This window comes from Martinezella dioscoreae (genome assembly GCF_009176305.1).
Classification (GTDB): Bacteria; Pseudomonadota; Alphaproteobacteria; order Rhizobiales; family Rhizobiaceae; genus Rhizobium; species Rhizobium dioscoreae.
Genome location: NZ_BLAJ01000016.1, coordinates 1 through 18,988 on the forward strand (window position 1 = coordinate 1; position 18,988 = coordinate 18,988).

At 59.7% G+C, this 18,988-nt stretch carries 22 protein-coding genes; 13 read left to right on the plus strand and 9 right to left on the minus strand.

All coding sequences use genetic code 11. The features are described 5' to 3' along the window. Positions 1-136: 136 nt before the first annotated feature. From GDN47_RS29100 to GDN47_RS29115, 4 genes are all read right to left on the minus strand, one after another. On the minus strand, positions 137-694 hold the full coding sequence (locus GDN47_RS29100; protein WP_145636033.1) for a GNAT family N-acetyltransferase: 558 nt from the start codon (positions 692-694) through the stop codon (positions 137-139). Positions 695-812: 118 nt separating this feature from the next. After that, positions 813-1,553, minus strand: coding sequence for a Bax inhibitor-1/YccA family protein (locus tag GDN47_RS29105; RefSeq protein WP_113330736.1), 741 nt, complete (start codon positions 1,551-1,553; stop codon positions 813-815). Positions 1,554-1,748: 195 nt separating this feature from the next. Beyond that, a complete protein-coding gene (locus tag GDN47_RS29110; RefSeq protein ID WP_152094799.1) occupies positions 1,749-4,295 on the minus strand; it encodes an ABC transporter permease in 2,547 nt (848 codons plus the stop codon). Beyond that, the gene (locus GDN47_RS29115; RefSeq protein WP_145636036.1) at positions 4,292-5,002 is read right to left on the minus strand and encodes an ABC transporter ATP-binding protein; all 711 of its coding nucleotides are present in this window, start codon (positions 5,000-5,002) and stop codon (positions 4,292-4,294) included. Before GDN47_RS29115 ends, GDN47_RS29110 begins: the two co-directional genes overlap by 4 nt. An 82-nt stretch (positions 5,003-5,084) precedes the next feature. Here GDN47_RS29115 and GDN47_RS29120 point away from each other — a divergent pair, with 82 nt between their 5' ends. Together GDN47_RS29120 and thpR are read left to right on the plus strand one after the other, a co-directional pair. Beyond that, positions 5,085-5,735 (plus strand): arylesterase, encoded by a 651-nt coding sequence (locus tag GDN47_RS29120; RefSeq protein WP_152094800.1) that lies wholly within the window; start codon positions 5,085-5,087, stop codon positions 5,733-5,735. 68 nt (positions 5,736-5,803) lie between these two features. After that, a complete protein-coding gene (gene thpR, locus GDN47_RS29125; RefSeq protein WP_069613347.1) occupies positions 5,804-6,400 on the plus strand; it encodes an RNA 2',3'-cyclic phosphodiesterase in 597 nt (198 codons plus the stop codon). Here the strand turns inward: thpR and GDN47_RS29130 are convergent. Then, entirely contained in the window at positions 6,331-6,813 is a 483-nt protein-coding gene (locus GDN47_RS29130; protein ID WP_145636038.1) for a low molecular weight protein-tyrosine-phosphatase, read from the minus strand. The genes thpR and GDN47_RS29130 overlap by 70 nt on opposite strands. A 137-nt stretch (positions 6,814-6,950) precedes the next feature. On the opposite strand from GDN47_RS29130, the gene GDN47_RS29135 reads away from it, so the two are divergent. The 5 genes from GDN47_RS29135 to GDN47_RS29155 all read left to right on the plus strand — a co-directional run bounded on the left by GDN47_RS29135 (position 6,951) and on the right by GDN47_RS29155 (position 10,549). Next, positions 6,951-7,256 carry a 4a-hydroxytetrahydrobiopterin dehydratase gene (locus GDN47_RS29135; protein WP_145636040.1) on the plus strand — a complete coding sequence of 102 codons (306 nt, stop codon included), beginning with the start codon at positions 6,951-6,953 and terminating at the stop codon, positions 7,254-7,256. Between the two features lie 66 nt (positions 7,257-7,322). Beyond that, positions 7,323-7,712 carry a YkvA family protein gene (locus GDN47_RS29140; protein WP_145636042.1) on the plus strand — a complete coding sequence of 130 codons (390 nt, stop codon included), beginning with the start codon at positions 7,323-7,325 and terminating at the stop codon, positions 7,710-7,712. A 332-nt stretch (positions 7,713-8,044) separates the two neighbouring features. Beyond that, a complete protein-coding gene (locus GDN47_RS29145) occupies positions 8,045-8,593 on the plus strand; it encodes an invasion associated locus B family protein (RefSeq protein WP_095432995.1) in 549 nt (182 codons plus the stop codon). Between the two features lie 286 nt (positions 8,594-8,879). After that, a complete protein-coding gene (gene rlmN, locus GDN47_RS29150) occupies positions 8,880-10,115 on the plus strand; it encodes a dual-specificity RNA methyltransferase RlmN (RefSeq protein WP_152094801.1) in 1,236 nt (411 codons plus the stop codon). 5 nt (positions 10,116-10,120) lie between these two features. Continuing rightward, entirely contained in the window at positions 10,121-10,549 is a 429-nt protein-coding gene (locus GDN47_RS29155; protein WP_152094802.1) for a hypothetical protein, read from the plus strand. Here GDN47_RS29155 and GDN47_RS29160 read toward each other — a convergent pair. Together GDN47_RS29160 and GDN47_RS29165 are read right to left on the minus strand one after the other, a co-directional pair. Beyond that, positions 10,533-11,174, minus strand: coding sequence for a LysE family translocator (locus tag GDN47_RS29160; RefSeq protein WP_113330727.1), 642 nt, complete (start codon positions 11,172-11,174; stop codon positions 10,533-10,535). The genes GDN47_RS29155 and GDN47_RS29160 overlap by 17 nt on opposite strands. A 68-nt stretch (positions 11,175-11,242) precedes the next feature. Beyond that, complete coding sequence (locus tag GDN47_RS29165) at positions 11,243-12,097, minus strand: SDR family NAD(P)-dependent oxidoreductase (RefSeq protein WP_145636051.1); 855 nt, start codon at positions 12,095-12,097, stop codon at positions 11,243-11,245. A 97-nt stretch (positions 12,098-12,194) separates the two neighbouring features. Here GDN47_RS29165 and GDN47_RS29170 point away from each other — a divergent pair, with 97 nt between their 5' ends. The 3 genes from GDN47_RS29170 to GDN47_RS29180 all read left to right on the plus strand — a co-directional run bounded on the left by GDN47_RS29170 (position 12,195) and on the right by GDN47_RS29180 (position 14,048). Then, entirely contained in the window at positions 12,195-12,428 is a 234-nt protein-coding gene (locus GDN47_RS29170; protein ID WP_233790187.1) for a type II toxin-antitoxin system ParD family antitoxin, read from the plus strand. Further along, positions 12,425-12,715 (plus strand): type II toxin-antitoxin system RelE/ParE family toxin, encoded by a 291-nt coding sequence (locus tag GDN47_RS29175; protein WP_152094804.1) that lies wholly within the window; start codon positions 12,425-12,427, stop codon positions 12,713-12,715. Before GDN47_RS29170 ends, GDN47_RS29175 begins: the two co-directional genes overlap by 4 nt. 109 nt (positions 12,716-12,824) lie before the next feature. Continuing rightward, positions 12,825-14,048 (plus strand): argininosuccinate synthase, encoded by a 1,224-nt coding sequence (locus GDN47_RS29180; RefSeq protein WP_152094805.1) that lies wholly within the window; start codon positions 12,825-12,827, stop codon positions 14,046-14,048. Positions 14,049-14,121: 73 nt separating this feature from the next. Here the strand turns inward: GDN47_RS29180 and GDN47_RS29185 are convergent, their stop codons facing one another. Beyond that, a complete protein-coding gene (locus tag GDN47_RS29185) occupies positions 14,122-14,604 on the minus strand; it encodes a MarR family winged helix-turn-helix transcriptional regulator (RefSeq protein ID WP_113354335.1) in 483 nt (160 codons plus the stop codon). A gap of 160 nt (positions 14,605-14,764) precedes the next feature. Here GDN47_RS29185 and GDN47_RS29190 point away from each other — a divergent pair, with 160 nt between their 5' ends. Both GDN47_RS29190 and GDN47_RS29195 read left to right on the plus strand, forming a co-directional pair. Further along, complete coding sequence (locus GDN47_RS29190; protein WP_113330723.1) at positions 14,765-15,406, plus strand: LysE family translocator; 642 nt, start codon at positions 14,765-14,767, stop codon at positions 15,404-15,406. A 97-nt stretch (positions 15,407-15,503) separates the two neighbouring features. After that, positions 15,504-17,567 carry a M3 family metallopeptidase gene (locus GDN47_RS29195; protein WP_152094806.1) on the plus strand — a complete coding sequence of 688 codons (2,064 nt, stop codon included), beginning with the start codon at positions 15,504-15,506 and terminating at the stop codon, positions 17,565-17,567. 74 nt (positions 17,568-17,641) lie between these two features. Here GDN47_RS29195 and GDN47_RS29200 read toward each other — a convergent pair whose 3' ends face one another. Next, positions 17,642-18,106, minus strand: a complete 465-nt coding sequence (locus tag GDN47_RS29200) for a MarR family winged helix-turn-helix transcriptional regulator (protein WP_152094812.1) — start codon at positions 18,104-18,106, stop codon at positions 17,642-17,644. A 90-nt stretch (positions 18,107-18,196) separates the two neighbouring features. On the opposite strand from GDN47_RS29200, the gene GDN47_RS29205 reads away from it, so the two are divergent. Continuing rightward, on the plus strand, positions 18,197-18,880 hold the full coding sequence (locus GDN47_RS29205; protein WP_152094807.1) for a glutathione S-transferase family protein: 684 nt from the start codon (positions 18,197-18,199) through the stop codon (positions 18,878-18,880). Positions 18,881-18,988: the final 108 nt, after the last annotated feature.

The following is an 18,988-nucleotide window of genomic DNA, read 5'->3' on the forward strand; positions in this document are numbered from 1 at the left end:
TAAAGGGAAGTTACAAAGGAGCTTATGGTGCTCATCCGCCTCCATATGCGATAGCCCTGCCCTTTGTGGGGGAGATGTCACGAAGTGACAGAGGGGGTATCACAGGCTCCGCGGACTCATAGGTTCGATACTGACACTACTCCCCAAACAATGTCCCAGGATAGACCGATGGATCCGGATCGGTTTCCGCGCCGTCCCCGAGCGCCTTCTGCATCAGCATGGTATCCAACCAGCGGCCGTGCTTGTAGCCGGTACCCTTGAGCAGCCCCACTTCGGCAAAGCCTGCCGCGCGATGTACGGCGATGGAGGCTGGGTGGGCGCCGCCGATGACGGCGATCATCTGGCGGAAGCCGAGCGTCTGGCAGTTTTCCACCAGGGCATGGAGCAGCAGTCTGCCGATGCCGCGCCCGCGCGCCTCGGGCGCCAGATAGATCGAATCTTCCACCATCCAGCGATAGGCCGGCCGCGTGCGGAAAGCGGAGGCATAGGCATAGCCGAGAAACGCGCCGGTATCGTCTTCGGCGACCAGATAGGGATAGCCCTTGTCACGAATTGCCTCGAACCTCGCCGTCATTTCCTCCTGGTTCGGCGGCGTGATTTCATAGCTTGCCGTGCCGTTCAGAACGGAATCTCTGTAGATGGCGGTGATGTGGGGAAGGTCGTCTAAGGTTGCACTGCGGAGGCTGACGGACATTGTTTCTATTGCCTGATCTGCGAATTTGCGACGGTTGCCATAAAATCGCAGCGCTTGTGCCCAGGCAAATAAAAAAGGCGGCCGAAGCCGCCTTTTCGTGTCTCATTTCATGCTGCAATTAACGGCGGTTGCCGAGGAACTGCAGCAGGAACATGAACAGGTTGATGAAGTCGAGGTAGAGCGACAGGGCGCCCATGATCGCCTTGCGGCCGGCCACGGTCACGTCGTCGGCTTCGTAGTACATTTCCTTGATCCGCTGCGTATCGTAGGCGGTGAGGCCTGCGAAGATCAGGACGCCGATCACGGAGATGGCGAACTGCAGCGCGGATGAAGCCAGGAAGATGTTGACGAGCGTCGCAATGATCAGGCCGAAGAGACCCATCATCAGGAACGAACCCATCGCCGACAGGTCACGCTTGGCCGTGTAGCCGTAGAGCGACAGCGCGCCGAAGGAGGCGGCGGTCACGAAGAAGGTCTGCACGACGCTCTGGCCGGTGTAGATGATGAAGATCGACGACAGCGACAGGCCCACCAGCGCGGCGTAGACCCAGAAGGTCGTCGTCGCGGCGGCCACGCTCATGCGGTTGATCCTGAAGCTCAGGAAGAAGACCATTGCGAGCGGGGCGAGAATGACCACCCACTTCAGCGGGCTCAGATAGATCGCCTGGCCGAAGGCCGTGATCTGTCCGTTTGCGAAAGCGAGCGAGAAGGAGAGATAGGCGGCAACACCCGTGATCGCCAGACCCAGCGCCATCAGGTTATAGACCTTGAGCATGTAGGCTCGAAGGCCCTCGTCTATCATCGCACCGGATTGCGCACCGCTCTGCGCCCGGTTTTGGTAATTGCGAAAGTCAGCCATGTTTTCCTCTTTCAAGCTCCGATTTGATTACGGTGTCGGGTCTTTCAAGGCCCAGGCGCCGCTGCGGAGCTCAGCATGCCTGCACAGAATATGAGGCTTTCGGGCCTCATACACAAGGGTCAAGCGATCCGGCGCATGTTAAATCGATGTAATATCGAGCCGTTTTGCCGGCTTCCGGTTCGTCTCCGTAACGAATCAGAGTTCGCGCAGAACAGGCGCTGCTTTCTGCCCGAGAATCCGCCAAGTACCGATCAAGCCTATACCGACCGTCAAAATCAGCGCGATAACCAGCGTGGAGAAAGCGACATCGGGCAGAAAGGCAGAAGGGAGCCGCATGATACGGCTGACGATGTACCAGGCGGATGTGGAGCCGGCGATCAGCGCGAAGATGGCGGTTGCGGCGCCCAGGATCAGATATTCGTAGCTGAAGGCACGGATCAATGTTGCCCGCGTCGCGCCGAGCGTCTTGAGGATGACGGCGTCATGCGTGCGGGCGCGGTTGCCGGCCGCGAGCGCACCGGCCAGCACCAGCACCGAGGCGATGAGTGCGACAGATGCGGCGGAACGAATGGCCGTCGCCAGCTGTCCCACGAGCGTGTTGACGACATCGAGCGCATCCTTGACGCGGACGCTTGTGATGGTCGGGAAGGTATTGGTGACTTTCCTCAGGATCGCCGCTTCTTGTTCCGAGGTGGCGGAAGTGTCGGTCAATGTCGCCAGCCAGGCGTGCGGAGCGCCCCTGAAGGTGTTGGGCGAGAAGATCATCACGAAATTGATCGACAGCGACTGCCATTGAACCTTGCGGAAGCTGGCAATCCTGGCGGTGACGTTGCGGCCAAGCACGTTGACGGTCACCTTGTCGCCGAGCTTCAGGCCGAGCGCCTTGCCTTCGTCTTCGGAAAAGGAGACCAGCGGTTCGCCGCTATAATCCTTGTCCCACCATTTGCCTTCCGTGACCGAGGCGTTTTCCGGCACTGTATCGGCATAGGTGATGCCGCGGTCACCGCGGAGCACCCATTGGCCTGCGGCCGGCACCTTCATTTTGGTGACATCCTCGCCGTTGAAGGCGACGATCCGGCCGCGGAGCATTGGCGCCTCGACAAGCTTGCCCTTGGGGTCGATGTCGAGGACGATCTTGCGGAAGCCTTCCAGTTCCGGCCCCTGAATATCGACGAAGAAGAAGTTCGGCGCCTGTTCGCTCATGCGCCCCATCAGCTCGCGGCGCATATTCCCGTCGATCAGTGTCAAGGTCACCAGCAGCGCCAGCCCAAGGCCGAGCGACAGCACGACGGACGAGGTGAGCGCGCCCGGCCGATGAATGTTGCCGATCGCCAGGCGCAGCGCGGGCGAGCGCACGCGCGGGCTGCGGCGGGCAAGCCAGGAGAGCAGGGCTGCCACCAGCCGCAGCACGACGAAAGCGCCAGCGATCGAGACGACGAAGACGACTGCGATGAAGCGGTCATAGGCGGTGACGATCGCCAGGGCTGCAAGTGCCGCCATTAGGACGCCGGCAGCCAGGAGATAGGGCCAGCCGGGCAGGCGTCGCGCTTCGAAGCCCTGCTCGCGAAACAGCGCCGTCGCCGGCACTTCGCGGGCATGGCCGAGCGGCGGAATGGCAAAGGCCAGTGTCGTCAGCAGGCCGAAGAGAGCAGCCAGCGTCAATGCGCCGGGGTAAAGCCTCGGTGCGGTCGAAATCGGTAGGAATTCCGCCATGAATTGCGAAGCGATCATCGGCGCGATAGCGCCGAGGACGAGGCCAATTGCTATGCCGGCGAGTGCAATCACGGCGATCTGGATGAGGTAGATCAGCACAACGACGAAGGCCGGAGCGCCCAGGCACTTGAAGGTGGCGATGGTCGTGCGCTTGGAGTCGAGGAAGGCGCGCACGGCATTGGCAACGCCGACGCCGCCGACGATGAGCGCTGCGAGGCCGACGAGCGTCAGGAACTGCGAGAAGCGGGTGACGTTGTCGGCAAGCTGGGGTGCTGCGCGATCGCTGCTGCGGATCGACCAGCCGGCCTGAGGGAAGGCGGCATTGGCGCGCTCGGTGAGATTGCGGATGCTGGCCGCGGGATTGTCCATGCGGATTCGGTATGCCTGTTCGACCAGGCTGCCTGTCGTGATCAGGCCGGAAGCAATCAGGGCATTGCGGCTCGTGAGCAGGCGCGGCGCGAAGCCGAAACCTTCGGAAACGGCATCCGGCTCGCTTTCAATGGTGCCTGTGATGCGGAGCCTGGCATTGCCCAGCAGCAGGGCATCGCCGATTTTGAGGTTAAGGCGTTCGAGCAGCAGGGGAGCGACAACAGCGCCATAGGTGCCATCCTTGGCTGTAAGCAGCGTTGCGAGCGGCTGGTCCGGTTCCGCCTCGAATCTGCCGTAGAGCGGATAGGCATCGTCGACCGCCTTGACTTCGACGAGTGCCTGGTCCGAGCCATCGGGCAGGCGCGACATGGAGCGCAAGCCGGTGGAACGGGAAACTTTCCCTAAGCTTTGGAGATAGGCGAATTCCTCTGGAGTTGCCTCGCGGTTGCGCAGTTCGAAGCGGGCGTCGCCCGCCAGCAGTGACTGGCCCTGCGTCGAGATTGCGTCGGTAATCGAGCGGGAAACGGAATTAACGGCGGCAATTGCGCCGGTACCTAGCGCTATGCAGGCGAGGAAGATGTAGAAACCGCCAAGGCCGCCGCGCAATTCGCGCATGGCAAGGCGGAAGGCAAGCGGCAGGCGCAGTCCCGCCGCGCTCATGCCATCGCCGCCTGGTTGGCGCGCGTGCGCATGCTGTCGTTCTCGATTTCGCCGGAACGGACGCGGATCTGGCGCGAGCAACGGGCGGCAAGGGCGGGATCATGGGTGACGAGCAGCATGGTCGTGCCGCGCTCGGCCTGCTGGGCAAAGAGCAGATCGGCGATCTGCCGGCCGGTATCGGTGTCGAGATTGCCCGTCGGTTCGTCGGCAATCAGGACGGCAGGCGAAGGCGCCAGCGCGCGGGCAATAGCGACGCGCTGCTGCTCGCCGCCGGAAAGCTGGCCGGGATAGTGATTGAGCCTCTCGCCCAAGCCAACGGCTTCCAGTTCGCGACGGGCGATATCGAACGCATCGCGGACGTTGGCAAGCTCCAGCGGCACGGCGACGTTTTCGAGCGCCGTCATGTTGGCGATGAGATGGAAAGACTGAAAGACGATGCCGATATTGCGTCCGCGGAAATCGGCGATGCGATCTTCGCTGAGGCTATGCAGCGGTGTGTCGCGGATCAGAAGTTCGCCGCTGTCGAGCTTTTCGAGGCCGGCCAGCACCATCAGCAGCGTGGACTTGCCGGAGCCGGAGGGGCCGACGATGCCGACGGCCTCACCCTCCATGACGGTGAGATCGATGCCCTTCAGCACGTGGACGGAGGCGGCGGCATTGCCGAGCGTCAAATCCGCCTTCTTCAGCTCTATGATGGTTTTTGCCAATGCGAACGCCCTATATATCAGAGAACATCAGAGACAATGGCGGGCGCGACTTGGCCCGAGCAGCGAATTTAGGAAATGGATCATGGGTTTTAAAGTTGCTGCGCTTCACTTCGCTGTCATCACTTTCGGTCTTTTGTTTGGCGTAGTTCATGCCGCCGATGCACGCACCATTCAGCTGGTCGGCTTCGGCGATAGCCTGATGGCGGGCTATCAGCTGCCGCCGGGCGACGGCTTTCCCGCCAAGCTTGAGGCGGCGCTGAAGGCCAAGGGTTTGGATGTGGCGGTTGCCGATGCCGGTGTTTCGGGAGATACGACCTCCGGCGGCCTTTTGCGTATCGACTGGTCGGTGCCGGACGGCACGGATGGCGTGATCCTGGAACTCGGCGCCAACGATGCGCTGCGCGGCATTCCGCCGGAGCAGACGGAAAAGAACCTCGAGACCATGATCGAACGGTTGAAGGACAGAAAGATCCCGATGCTTCTCGTCGGCATGCTGGCGCCGCCGAACATGGGACCGGACTATGCCGATAAATTCAACCCGATCTATAAGCGGCTGGCCGACAAATATCAGCTTCCGCTCTATCCGTTCTTCCTCGATGGCGTCGCCACGCATGCGGATTTGCAGCTTTCGGACGGGATGCATCCGAACTCCAAGGGGGTCGATGTGATGGTCGAGCATATGTTGCCGGCTGTTATCAGTTTTGTAGGGACGATTGACGCAGGTGCGAAATAGATGCTTGCACCGACTGCAAATGCGTGATTCCCTACCTATACCTGCAAGAGATTCGGGGAGTGCTCGTCATGCCGAGACTTTTTACCGCCCTCGAAATTCCGCGCAATGCGGCCATGAGCCTGTCATTGTTGCGCGGTGGTCTCCCGGGAGCCAGGTGGATCGACGTTGAAAATTATCACATCACCTTGCGCTTCATCGGCGATGTCGATGGCCGCACTGCGGATGAGATCGTCGACCGTCTGGACCGGATAGATCGGCCTGAATTCCAGCTTCGGCTGGAGGGCATCGGTTCCTTCGGCTCCAAGAAACCGCATTCGGTTTGGGCCGGGGTCTCGCAGACGCCTGATATGTTCGCGCTGCAAGGCGAGATCGAGCGTATCTGCCAGCGGATCGGCCTGCAGCCGGACCCCCGCAAGTTCACGCCGCATGTAACGCTCGCCAGGCTGAAGTCCTCGCGGGTTGACGACGTGGTGCACTATCTCTCCGGCCGCGGCAATTTCTACACCGCACCGTTCACGGTCGGGCGCTTCGTGCTTCTGTCGTCGCGCGAATCGGTCGGCGGCGGTCCCTATCTCACTGAAGAGATATTCCCGCTTCACGAGCCCCGCAGCACTTTCCCGGCTTTGGGTAACAGCGCGCTGCAGCCTGCCAAAAGCATGGTATAGACGGCTTCGAAATCCTCGCGGTCGCCGTAGTAGGGATCGGGGATGTCCTTGTTGCTTCCGAGCGCCAGGGCATTGAAGAGATGCAGCTTGCCGAGCGCATCGGCAGGTGCCGCCTTGCGCAAGTTCTTCAAATTGTCTTGATCCATTGCCAGTATCAGATCGAACCTGCCGAAATCGGCTGATGCTATGCGCCGGGCACGCTGGTCTGAGATATCGATTCCGTGGCCAGCTGCAACCGCGATCGAGCGGCGATCGGGGCGCTCTCCCTGATGCCAGCTGCCGGTGCCGGCCGAATCGATGTCGAATTCACCGCCGCGGCCGGCTTCGTCCGCCAGATGCCTGAATATGCCTTCGGCGAGGGGCGACCGGCAGATATTGCCGGCGCAGACGAAAAGAACTCTGTGGCGATCCATGCTATCGTTCAACCGCTAGAACTTTTCCGCTTTTCTTCGAAATGCGAAAACGCTCTATCCTTTTGCTTTTACGCAATTCCGGACGGAAAACCGCTACGCAGTTTTACTGGAACTGCTTTAGAGAGGAGTGACTTGCCATGAAATACGACAGACTGGACCGCGCGGCAATCGATGAAAATCTTGCGGAGCTTGGAGGCTGGGCGCTTGCGGATGACGGCCTTTCGATCTCGAAGACTTTCAAGTTCCGCAACTTCGTCGAGGCCTTCGGCTTCATGACGGAATCAGCCCTGGCCGCCGAAAAATTCAACCACCATCCGGAATGGTTCAACGTCTATTCCCGCGTCGAGGTGAAGCTGACGACACACGATGCCGGCGGCCTGACCGATCATGACGTGAAGCTGGCGAAGGCGATGGAGAAGGCGGCCGCGCGCCGGATCGATTGAATCGCCTGATACGATCACCATATGTTTACACGGCCCGGCCGACGGGCCTCGATTGAGGTGAATGGAATGGATGACATCAAGTACGGGGAAATCCTGATGCCTGGTGACGAAGAGACCCAAAAAGAGCAGGAGAAATCGGTGCGCAGAAAATTCTGGCCGACCTTGCGGAAGGCAGCTCGCTATATTCCCTTTTCCCGCGATGTCGTGGCCGCCTTCTATTGTGCGTTCGACCCACAGACGCCGACGCGTGTTCGCGGCATATTGCTGGCGGCACTCGGCTATTTCGTCATGCCGGTCGATATTATCCCCGATTTCTTTGCCGTCATCGGCTTTTCCGATGATGTCGCGGTGCTGACGCTCGCCTTCAGCATGATCAGGGGCCATATCCGCCAGGAACATTACGACGCCGCCGATCGCGCGCTGGAGAACGGGCCCGAGTCTATGAAGACCGCCTGATGCTTGTTTTGCGGAGCCGATCTGAATCCTCTCGGGTTTCCAGAGATTTATGAGACCTCCCTGATTTTAGCGAGGTCAAATTCTTGCCCGAATCTTTCTGTCTTAAATCGAAGCTGCAGGGTGGTACTTCATCATCCGGGTTTTCCAATTCCTTCTGATGCGTTTCAAGCTTTGCGCGATAACTGGATTGAAATGGCACGGAGCCGGTGGCGGCAGCGCTCCGTTGACGGTTTGGTAACCTGAATAAAGTCAAAATAAGGCAGCTCACGAGCACAGGCGTGCGTCAAACGAATCGCCATGAGCTCTGGACCGCAAGAAATCGGCAGGAAACCATGTTTGTAAAAAGCTTCGCAATCGCCCTCTCGCTCGTTCTGGCCGGAACCGGCATAGCGTCCGCGCAGACCAAGAAGCAGACGCAGGCAGCGGCGCCAGCAGCGCCGGCGGCTCCGACGCGCATTCAGCAGTTCGACGCCTGGGGTGCCTATTCCTACCAATCCGCCGGCGGTAAGGTATGTTACGTTCTTTCCGTGCCGACGGCCAAGGCGCCGCCGACGGGCATCGACCATGGCGACAATTTCTTCATCGTGTCGCAGCGTCCGGGCCAGAACATCTCTTATGAACCGCAGGCGATGATGGGCTATCCCCTCAAGGACAACTCAAAGGTCAACGTCACCATCGACAACAAGACCTTCGTGATGTTCACCAAGGACAAGGCCGCGTGGGTGGAGAACGCTGCGCAGGAGCCGGCACTGGTCGCCGCGCTGAAATCCGGCCACTCGTTGAAGGTTTCGGCGACCTCGAAGAAGGGTACTGCCACTTCCTACACCTATTCATTGAAGGGTGTGACGGCTGCGCTGAAGCAGATCGAAAACTGCAAATAAGATCGAGGGTCCAAGGATCACGCAAATGTGATCTTCCTGCTGCCGCGACCGCAATGAGCAAGGCCGGTCAAGTCGACCGGCCTTTGTTTTTGAAGGCCAACCCTTGCTTTTGAGGGAAAGGGATGACGCGGGCGGAAATTAATGCTAAAGGCCGCGCCAACGATAGGTGTGCGGCAGATAGCTTGCCCCGCCACCGCATGAATCTTCAGATTTCCGTGCCTTGCCCGCATCCGCAGCTTTCGTCAGCTTTTGCGGCATCGCCGATGTGAACCGTTGGAACGATCCTATGTCCGCCACCGATGTCATAACCCCCTCCAGGCTCAAGCCGATGCCGGTATCGCAGCCCGTCGAGCTTTCGCCGAAGCCGTCGCTGATCGGCATGACACGCGAAGAGATGGGCGCGGCGCTCAAGGAAAAGGGCGTTGCCGACAAGCAGATCAAGATGCGTGTCAGCCAGCTCTGGAACTGGATCTATGTGCGTGGCGTCTCCGATTTCGATGCTATGGCCAATGTGTCGAAGGACATGCGCGAAATGCTGAAGGCGCATTTCACCATCGCGCGTCCCGAGATCGTCGAGGAGCAGGTTTCCAATGACGGCACCCGGAAATGGCTGCTGCGCTTCCCGCCGCGCGGCGCCGGCCGTCCCGTCGAGGTCGAGAGCGTCTATATTCCGGAAGAGGGGCGCGGCACGCTCTGCATTTCCAGCCAGGTCGGCTGTTCGCTCACCTGTTCCTTCTGTCATACCGGTACGCAGCGCCTGGTGCGCAATCTGACAGCGGAAGAGATCCTGTCGCAGCTGCTCCTGGCGCGCGACCGGCTCGGCGATTTCCCGGACCGCGAAGCGCCGCAAGGGACGATCATGCCCGCCGAAGGCCGAAAGGTCAGCAATATCGTCATGATGGGCATGGGCGAGCCGCTCTACAATTTCGACAGCGTCAAGACGGCACTGCTGATCGCCTCCGACGGCGATGGCCTGTCGCTCTCCAAGCGCCGCATCACCCTTTCGACCTCCGGCGTCGTGCCGGAAATCTACCGCACCGGCGAAGAGATCGGCGTCATGCTGGCGATCTCGCTGCATGCCGTACGCGACGACCTGCGCGACATGCTGGTGCCGATCAACAAGAAGTATCCACTGAAGGAACTGATGGACGCCTGCCGGGCCTATCCGGGCCTGTCGAATGCGCGGCGCATCACCTTCGAATATGTGATGCTGAAGGGCGTCAACGACAGCCTCGAGGATGCGAAGGGTCTGATCCAGCTTCTGAAGGGCATTCCAGCCAAGATCAACCTGATCCCCTTCAACCCGTGGCCCGGCACCAACTATCAGTGTTCCGATTGGGAGCAGATCGAGAAGTTCGCCGATTTCATCAATTCAGCCGGCTATGCCTCGCCGATCCGCACGCCGCGCGGGCGCGATATTCTCGCCGCCTGCGGTCAGCTGAAGTCGGAATCCGAGCGTATGCGCAAGACGGAGCGATTAGCCTTCGAAGCCATGATGATCGCCAATCACGGCGAGGACTGAGATCGATGCTCCTTGGACTGCGCAAGCCGATACGCCTCTTGTGGGGCTATCTCGCCGCTTGCGCTCTCATGGGCTTCGTGCTCGCCTGCGCTGCCGTCTGGACGGTGCCGGAGACCGCGGCGCCCGAGCTTTTCGTTCTGACCATTGCGCTCACCAAGGTTGCGATGGTCGTCAGCATCCTGCCGTCTCTGGTGGTTATCCCCATTCTCGAATGGCGCGGCATGCGTCAATGGTATGGCTATGCAATTTTCGGCGCGACCCTATCGGCAGTCGCGTCCGTCCTGATTTCGGGCGGCACGGAAAGGCCGCAGACCCTTAATCTGATCACCGTTGCGGTCTGTTTCGCATTCCTGGGCATGGCCAGCGCCACGGTTTACTGGTGGATTGCCGGCAGGTTTGCGGGGCAGTGGTCCGATCTCAACGAGCCTGAGTGAAGAAGATTTTCACCGCGAAAATCGAGAAGACGCTGGCGAAGGTGTAGTCCAGGCCGCGCATTACGCCGCGATTCCGTTGCAGCCAGGACGACAGGCCGTCCGCGGCAAGAACGACGAGCATGTTGACCGGCATGCCGATGACGATGAAGAAGAAGCCGAGGAAGAGCAGCTTGTGCGTGACGGCAGGATCGCCTGATGTAACGAACTGCGGCAGAAAGGTCATGAAGAAGATGATGACCTTCGGGTTCAGCAGGTTGACCCAAAAGCCGTTGGAGATGTTTGCAAGCGGTGTTCCGCCGATGGTATCGACCTTCTTGACCGATAGGCTGGAACCGAAACGGATCGCCTGGATTGCCAGCCACAGCAGATAGGCAGCGCCTCCAGTCTTCAGCACAGTGAAGGCAACGGGCGAAGCCGTAATCAGCGCCGAAATGCCGAAAGCCACCAGGCAGGTATGGACGACGACGCCGAGGGTGGTGCCGAGCACGACGAACAGCGCCGCCTTCTTTCCCTGTGCGAGAGCGCGGCTGATCGACAGCGTCATGTCGGGACCGGGCGTCATCGCCAGCAAAAGGCTCGCTGCCGAAAAGGCAAGAAGGGTCGGCAGGCTGGGTATGAAATCCATGAAAGTCGCTCCGAAAGCCGGATGATGGTGCTCGGGGTTTTCTTATCCGGCTTTCGGGGGAAAGCAAATCAATCCTTCTTTTCAAGGAATGCCCTGAATTGATCGGCATAGTCGGGATGCCAGCGCGACAGCGGCGGACGGTTCTCGACGATATCGCCGGCCGCCCAGAGCATGCGGCGTTCATCGACCGGGCGGGCGACGTCATTGTCCGGGCAGAGAATGTAGAAATCGCCGCGTTTTAGGCTTTCCATCATGAACTCGACCGTCTGCTCGGGCGTCCAGGCGCCGGCCGGCTTTTCCGTGCGTTCGCCCTTGGTGAGACCAGTGAAGACGAAGCCGGGGATGAGGAGATGGGCCGAAATCTTCGCGCCTTCAGTATTACGCAGTTCGTGCTGCAGCGCTTCGGTAAAGACCTTCACGCCGGCCTTCGAGACATTGTAGGCGGGGTTGCCGGGAGGCGTGGTAATGCCCTGCTTCGAGCCGGTGTTGATGATGAGGCCCGGTTCCCCATGCGCAATCATGCCTGGCCCGAAGACGCGCGTGCCGTTGATGACGCCAAGCAGATTGACGCCGAGGATCGCATCCCATTCTGCCTGGGCGCTGAAAACAGAGGTTTGCGGGCCGATGCCGGCATTGTTCATCAGCACATGCACGCGGCCGAAGCGCTGCAGAACAGCGCGTTCCAGAGCTTCCAGCGCGTCTTTGCTGGCGACATCGGTCTCGATGGCCATGACATGCTCTTCGCCTGCACTCATCTTGAGTTCAGCGCTCGCCTCCGCCAGTCGGTCGCCCCCGAGGTCGGCGATAACGACGCTCATGCCCAGCGAGGCGAAATGTTTTGCTGCGGCAAAGCCGATGCCGGATGCACCTCCGGTGATGACGGCAACATTGGATTTCTTGAAAATGTCTTGAATATCGGTCACGAGCGGCGCCCTCCTCAGGCATTGTTCGGTCGCCGCCGAATATGGTACTTTCGGCAATCAAGTCAAACCGCCGGAGGTCACGCCAGTGACAAAGCATGTGTCCGTAGAGATCGACGAGCAGATGGATGCGTTCATCGGCGAGCAGATCAGCCACGGCAATTACGATTCGCCGAGCGAGGTCATTGACGCCGCGCTTAAATTATTGCGCAGCCGGGCGGAAATAGAGGCGATTGCGGCGGCAATCGCCGAGGGCGAAACCTCGGGCGAGCCGGAAGAGTTTGATTTCAATGGATTTATCGAAGGAAAGAGAAAGTTGCGCAATCAGCGATGAAGAAATTGGTCTTCTCGCCGAAAGCAACGTCCGACATCGATCAAATCTACGACTATACCGAGGAAAAATGGGGTTACGAGCAAGCGGAAGATTATGTCTTCGCTCTGCGTGATTGTTGTCATGCTTTGGTGAAGGGCATCGCATGCGGCCGCAAGATCAGCGGTATCAAACCAGACTGTCTCGCTCTCGCCTCCGGCTCACATTTTATCATCTATAAAGATGTCGCTCAAATGGTCACGATCATCCGCATCCTGCATCAGCGAATGAACATCGGCGCTCATCTCTGAGAAACGTCCCGCTCGCGCCTCCCCTTGCGCCGCACGATAATCTCGCTAAAAGTTCCGCGATACAGCTTTGCGGGCCTTTCCCCTGGCCCGCCTCGAAACGGAACTCATCATGGCATCACATAAAGACGTGAAGAAAGTCGTTCTTGCCTATTCCGGCGGTCTCGACACCTCGATTATCCTGAAGTGGCTGCAGACGGAGCTCGGCGCCGAAGTGGTCACCTTCACCGCCGATCTCGGCCAGGGCGAAGAGCTGGAGCCGGCGCGCAAGAAGGCCGAAATGCTCGGTATCAAGGAAATCTATATCGAGGACGTGCGCGAAGAATTCGTGCGCGATTTTGTCTTCCCGATGTTCCGCGCCAATGCCGTCTATGAAGGCGTCTATCTGCTCGGCACCTCGATCGCCCGTCCGCTTATATCGAAGCACCTTATCGAGATCGCCAGGAAAACCGGCGCCGATGCCATCGCGCATGGGGCGACCGGCAAGGGCAATGACCAGGTTCGTTTCGAGCTTTCGGCCTATGCGCTGAACCCGGATATCAAGATCATTGCGCCCTGGCGCGACTGGTCGTTCAAGAGCCGTACCGACCTGCTGGAATTCGCCGAGAAGCATCAGATCCCAGTTGCCAAGGACAAGAAGGGCGAAGCGCCGTTCTCCGTCGACGCCAACCTGCTGCACTCCTCGTCCGAAGGCAAGGTTCTGGAAAACCCGGCCCAGGAAGCGCCTGAATATGTGCACATGCGCACGATCTCGCCGGAAGCCGCTCCCGACAAGGCCACCATCATCAAGATCGGCTTCGAAAAGGGTGATGCCGTTTCGATCAATGGCGAGCGCCTGAGCCCGGCGACCTTGCTTGCGAAGCTGAACGAGTATGGCCGCGACAACGGCATCGGCCGTCTTGATCTCGTCGAGAACCGTTTCGTCGGCATAAAGTCCCGTGGCGTCTACGAGACTCCCGGCGGCACGATCCTGCTCGCGGCCCATCGCGCCATCGAATCCATCACGCTCGATCGCGGTGCCGCACACCTGAAGGACGAGCTGATGCCGCGCTATGCCGAGCTGATCTATTACGGCTTCTGGTTCTCGCCGGAGCGTGAGATGCTGCAGGCCCTCATCGACAAGAGCCAGGAACATGTCGAAGGCGAAGTGACGCTGAAGCTCTACAAGGGCAATGTCATGGTCATCGGCCGCGAAAGCCCGAAATCGCTTTATTCCGACAAGCTGGTCACCTTCGAAGACGACCAGGGCGCCTACGACCAAAAGGATGCGGCCGGCTTCATCAAGTTGAACGCGCTGCGCCTGCGCACGCTCGCCAAGCGCAACCTGTCGAAGTAAGGTATGAAATGAGAAATGGCCCGCTTCCGATCGCCGGAGGCGGGCTTCCTTTTTCCAGGATGGCGGTCTGGAATTAATCCACCGGCCTCAATTCCCGTTCGACTTCTGCAGGTGCTTCGGCCTTCTGAAGATTGCTGCGGAAAGCGCAGAGCGCATCATGTAGTTGCATTTGAAGATCCTCGCCAAAGCCCTGCGTCGCATTGCGCTCGACTTCGCAGACTTCACGGTCGATCTGCCGGAGCTTCGCGTCGGCAGATTCCGAAAGCACGATCCGCTTGGCGCGGCGATCGAGCGGGTCCGGCTGGCGTTCGATCAAGCCGCGTGCCTGCAGCTTGTCCAGAAAGGCGCTGACCGTCATCGGCTCCAGCCCCATCCGGGAGGCGATGTCGAGTTGGCGGCTGCCATTGATGGCGGCGACCTGCATCAGCGTCCGTGCTTCACCCGCCGTCAGCCCGAGCCCGGCGACAAGAATGCGTCGCTCGAAGGCCGCCCTGATCAGTCGGGCGCAATCGCTCACAAGAAAGGCGAGCGAATCCGTATTAATCCTGCTGTTCATAAGCGCTTCCCTACCTACGCTCTTTGTTTTTGGGCCCCACTACGTTCTTATTGATTTCATCCCACGAACACAACGGCTTCCTGGAACTTAAAACGGCCAGCTGCTTGACCGGCTTCCACAGATTGCTACTCTCGCGCGATCACCAGCGGGATCACTCATCATGACGCAATCGCTCGTTGTCGGCGCCTTCCTCGCCGCGCTTTTCTATGTGCTTATTCCCGGTCCTGCCTTTCTGGCACTCCTCGGCATAGGTGCCGGCCAAGGCCGCAAGGCGGGTGCATTCTTCGTCAGCGGCCATCTGCTCGGCGATCTCGTCTGGTCGACGCTGGCTTTGGTCGCCATCGTCGGCGCCAAGACCATCGGCACCTTCGTCTTCGATCTGCTCGGTTTGCTGTGCGGCTTCTATCTCGCTTGGATTGGCTGGAGTGCCGTGACCGCCAAGCCGAAGGGTGACGGCAAGGCGCTCGTCAATGTCGACCGCCCGTTCCGTCGCGGCCTGATCTTCGGCGTCACCAATCCGAAGGGATATCCCGTTGCGCTGGCGACCTTTACGGCGCTTGTCGCGGGCTCTGCCGGCGCATTGACCTTCAGTGCCCTGCCGCTGCTGCTGACAGTATCCTTTGCTGGGTTCATAACAGCCGACATTATTCTCATCAGCATTATCGGCGCAGGCGCTGTTCGGCGCTTCTATCGCGCGCATGAGCGGCTGATCGTGCGCTGCTCCGGCGTGCTTTTCATGGGTTTTGCGGCACAGGCGCTCTGGCATGCCACACCCGGCCTGCTCGGCTGGCGCAAGGCCTGATCCCGCTCATCAATTTGTTCGCCCCTCGCCATACCAATTCGGCCGGGCTAGCCTTATATCGTGCTTCGGTCAGATGTCTGTCGAAAGGATGCCCCGCATGTCTTCCCTTACCGCCGTCAATCCCGCGCTCACCGAATGGACCGGCCATCAGGGGCTGCCGCGTTTCGATGCGGTAAAGGATACGGATTTTGCTCCCGCCTTCGATGCGGCACTTATATCGCATGAGGCCGAGATCGACGCGATTGCCGGCAATAGCGAGGCGCCGACCTTCGCCAATACGGTGACGGCGCTGGAGACCGCCGGCGACGAGCTGTCGCGCATCTCGGCGCTCTTCTGGAACAAGGCGGGTGCGCATACGAACGAGACCATCCAGGCGCTGGAGCGCGAGATCGCGCCGAAGATGGCGCGGCATTATTCCAAGATAGGCACGAACGCGGCGCTTTTTGCCCGTCTGGATGCGCTTTGGGAAAGTCGCGAAACCCTCGGACTGACGCTGGAAGAAACCCGCGTGCTGGAGCGGCACTGGAAGGGCTTCGTCAAGGCCGGTGCCAAGCTGCCGAAGCCTGAGCAGGAGCGCCTGTCCGCCATCAACGAGAAGCTTGCCGGCCTCGGCGCGCAATTCGGACAGAACGTTCTGGCGGATGAAAAGAGCTGGGCGCTGCTTTTGTCGGAAGAGGCCGATCTTGCCGGTCTTCCCGACTATCTGCGCGAGGCAATGGCAGCGGCTGCGCGCGAACGCGGCGAGGAGGGCAAATATGCCGTCACCCTGTCGCGCTCGATCATCGAACCGTTCCTGACGTCTTCCGAGCGCCGCGATCTGCGCGAGCAGGCCTTCAACGCCTGGGTGGCGCGGGGCGCCAATGGCGGCAAAACCGACAATCGTGAGATCATTCGCGAGACTCTGGCACTGAGAGCAGAAAAGGCGAAGCTGCTTGGCTATGCCAATTTCGCCGAACTCAAGCTTGATAATACCATGGCGAAGACGCCTGATGCGGTGAACGATCTTCTGATGACCGTTTGGGGCAAGGCGGCAGCACGCGCAGCAGAGGAAGAAAGGGATATTGCGGCGCTGATCGCCGAGGAAGGCCGCAACCATGAGGTCATGCCCTGGGATTGGCGGCACTATGCCGAGAAGATCCGGACCCGGAAGTTCGATTTCTCTGAAACCGAGCTGAAGCCCTATCTGCAGCTCGAAAAGATCATTGCCGCTTGCTTCGATGTCGCCGGCCGCTTGTTCGGCATCAAAGCTGTCGAGCAGAAGGGCGTTCCTGCCTACCATCCCGATGTGCGCGTCTTCGAAATCCGCGACAGCTCCGACAAGCTCGTCGCCCTCTTTCTCGGCGATTACTTCGCCCGCAGCTCGAAGCGCTCCGGCGCCTGGATGAGCTCCTTCCAGTCGCAGCACAAGCTGCCGCTGAAGAACGGCCATGTCGGCGAGCTGCCGATCATCTATAATGTCTGCAACTTCGCCAAGCCGGCGGAAGGCCGGCCGGCGCTGCTGTCGCTCGACGATGCCCGCACGCTGTTCCACGAGTTCGGCCATGCCCTGCACGGCATGCTGTCCAACGTCACCTATCCCTCCGTTTCGGGCACCGGGGTTTCCCGCGATTTCGTCGAACTGCCATCGCAGCTCTACGAACACTGGCTGACTGTGCCAGCAATCCTCAAGGAATATGCCGTCCACTACGAGACCGGCGCGCCGATCCCGCAGGCACTGCTCGACAAGGTTCTGGCGGCCCGCACCTTCAATGCCGGCTTCAATACGGTCGAATTCACCTCTTCGGCATTGGTCGACATGGCATTCCATACGCGGGGCGCAATTGAGGATCCGATGGCGGTACAAGCGCGGGTGCTTGCGGAGATCGGCATGCCGAAATCCATCGTCATGCGCCATGCGACGCCGCACTTTCAGCATGTGTTTTCCGGCGACGGCTATTCGGCCGGCTACTATTCCTACATGTGGTCGGAAGTGCTCGACGCCGATGCCTTCGCCGCCTTCGAGGAAACCGGCGATGCCTTCAATCCGGATATGGCGGAAAAATTGAAGGCCAACATCTATTCCATCGGCGGCTCGATCGATCCGGAAGATGCCTATAAGGCTTTCCGCGGTAAGCTGCCGAGCCCGGATGCGATGCTGAAGAAGAAGGGGCTGGCGGCCTGATCTTTGCGTTCGGTACGCAGCAAAAGTCAGTCGCCAAGGCTCACTTTGGCGACTGAGCTGATCTTCCCCGTTAATCAGGATTTGCGCGAAAGCATGGCTAGCAGCTCGGCCAGCTGATCGGCTTGCGCATTATCCAGCTTATCGCCCACATGACGTTGAAGTGCCGAGGCATAGACTGCCCACATGCGGCTGCGCATGGCACTTCCCGCTTCGGTGATAACGACCCAGCGGCCTCGGCCGTCCTCGGAAAATATTTCGCGATGAACAAGACCGGCCTTTTCCATCCGGTCGAGAAGGCGGGAGAGATTATGCTGGGCGAGGAGCGTACGGTCCTCGATCTCGTAGGGGCGCAACTTTCCTTCGGTGGCCTGCGTCAGCTCCCATAGAACGTCGTACCAGCCGAGTGGTGGCAGGCCGGCTAACTTCAAATCCTGCTCGATCGCCGCAAGGACGATCTGTTGGGTGCGCATGAGGCGTACCCATGCTCGCGTCACTGCGGCGGAGGGCTTTAAAGGGGTAGCATCTGAACAATCGGACATGGATGCAATTACATCTATGTTGACCGGGCTGGCAAGCCTGGATATAGATGCAATTACATCTATCTTGAACTCGACCCAGGAGATTTGATCGTGTCCGACGCAAAACTGGTCCTTATCAGCCATTACCTTTGCCCCTACGTCCAGCGAGCAGCCATCACACTTGCTGAAAAGGCCGTGCCATTTGAGATCCGCTATGTCGACCTGTCGGCAAAGCCCGACTGGTTTCTGGCTATTTCCCCGCTCGGCAAAGTTCCGCTGCTGATCGTGCGGCAGGAGGACGGAGTGGAAACGGTTTTGTTCGAAAGCGCGGTGATCTGCGAATATCTCGAGGAAACCCAACCCGGCGCTCGGCTTCACCCGACCGATCCGCTCACGCGTGCCCGCCATCGCGGCTGGATGGAATTCGGCTCTTCCATTCTTTCAGATTTGTGGGGATTCGAGACTGCGAAGGACGAAGGGACCTATGAGGCCAAGCGCAAGGCGCTGATCGATAAATTTGCCCGTGTCGAGGCGGAAGTGGGAAACGGTCCCTTTTTTGCCGGACAGGCATTCAGCCTCGTCGATGCAGTTTTTGCGCCGATCTTCCGTTACTTCGATGTGTTCGATACCATCACATCGACTGGCGTTTTTGACGGCCTACCGCGTGTCAAGGCATGGCGCACAGAGCTGGCATCGCGGCAAAGCGTGCGAGGTGCAGTGACGCACGACTATCCCGAGCGCCTGAAGGCTTTCCTGCTCAATCATGATGCGTTCTTACTGAAACATGCCGCCTGACGGGATTGCGCAAATCCCGATCGAGGCGATTGCGTGCATCTGAACTGGCGACGTGGTAGAAGAGAGTGCGCCTGTCTGAGCGTGTAAGACTGATGTGTGAGGCACGAA

Excerpts from the sequence above, each read along its gene's own strand:
- GDN47_RS29185 (WP_113354335.1), bottom strand. The coding sequence starts at position 14,604 with ATGAACAGCAGGATTAATACGGATTCGCTCGCCTTTCTTGTGAGCGAT.
- GDN47_RS29145 (WP_095432995.1), top strand. The coding sequence starts at position 8,045 with ATGTTTGTAAAAAGCTTCGCAATCGCCCTCTCGCTCGTTCTGGCCGGA.
- GDN47_RS29140 (WP_145636042.1), top strand. The coding sequence starts at position 7,323 with ATGGATGACATCAAGTACGGGGAAATCCTGATGCCTGGTGACGAAGAG.
- GDN47_RS29120 (WP_152094800.1), top strand. The coding sequence starts at position 5,085 with ATGGGTTTTAAAGTTGCTGCGCTTCACTTCGCTGTCATCACTTTCGGT.
- rlmN (WP_152094801.1), top strand. The coding sequence starts at position 8,880 with ATGTCCGCCACCGATGTCATAACCCCCTCCAGGCTCAAGCCGATGCCG.
- GDN47_RS29180 (WP_152094805.1), top strand. The coding sequence starts at position 12,825 with ATGGCATCACATAAAGACGTGAAGAAAGTCGTTCTTGCCTATTCCGGC.
- GDN47_RS29100 (WP_145636033.1), bottom strand. The coding sequence starts at position 694 with ATGTCCGTCAGCCTCCGCAGTGCAACCTTAGACGACCTTCCCCACATC.
- GDN47_RS29195 (WP_152094806.1), top strand. The coding sequence starts at position 15,504 with ATGTCTTCCCTTACCGCCGTCAATCCCGCGCTCACCGAATGGACCGGC.
- GDN47_RS29175 (WP_152094804.1), top strand. The coding sequence starts at position 12,425 with ATGAAGAAATTGGTCTTCTCGCCGAAAGCAACGTCCGACATCGATCAA.
- GDN47_RS29135 (WP_145636040.1), top strand. The coding sequence starts at position 6,951 with ATGAAATACGACAGACTGGACCGCGCGGCAATCGATGAAAATCTTGCG.
- GDN47_RS29110 (WP_152094799.1), bottom strand. The coding sequence starts at position 4,295 with ATGAGCGCGGCGGGACTGCGCCTGCCGCTTGCCTTCCGCCTTGCCATG.
- GDN47_RS29200 (WP_152094812.1), bottom strand. The coding sequence starts at position 18,106 with ATGTCCGATTGTTCAGATGCTACCCCTTTAAAGCCCTCCGCCGCAGTG.
- thpR (WP_069613347.1), top strand. The coding sequence starts at position 5,804 with ATGCCGAGACTTTTTACCGCCCTCGAAATTCCGCGCAATGCGGCCATG.
- GDN47_RS29130 (WP_145636038.1), bottom strand. The coding sequence starts at position 6,813 with ATGGATCGCCACAGAGTTCTTTTCGTCTGCGCCGGCAATATCTGCCGG.
- GDN47_RS29155 (WP_152094802.1), top strand. The coding sequence starts at position 10,121 with ATGCTCCTTGGACTGCGCAAGCCGATACGCCTCTTGTGGGGCTATCTC.
- GDN47_RS29190 (WP_113330723.1), top strand. The coding sequence starts at position 14,765 with ATGACGCAATCGCTCGTTGTCGGCGCCTTCCTCGCCGCGCTTTTCTAT.
- GDN47_RS29160 (WP_113330727.1), bottom strand. The coding sequence starts at position 11,174 with ATGGATTTCATACCCAGCCTGCCGACCCTTCTTGCCTTTTCGGCAGCG.
- GDN47_RS29105 (WP_113330736.1), bottom strand. The coding sequence starts at position 1,553 with ATGGCTGACTTTCGCAATTACCAAAACCGGGCGCAGAGCGGTGCGCAA.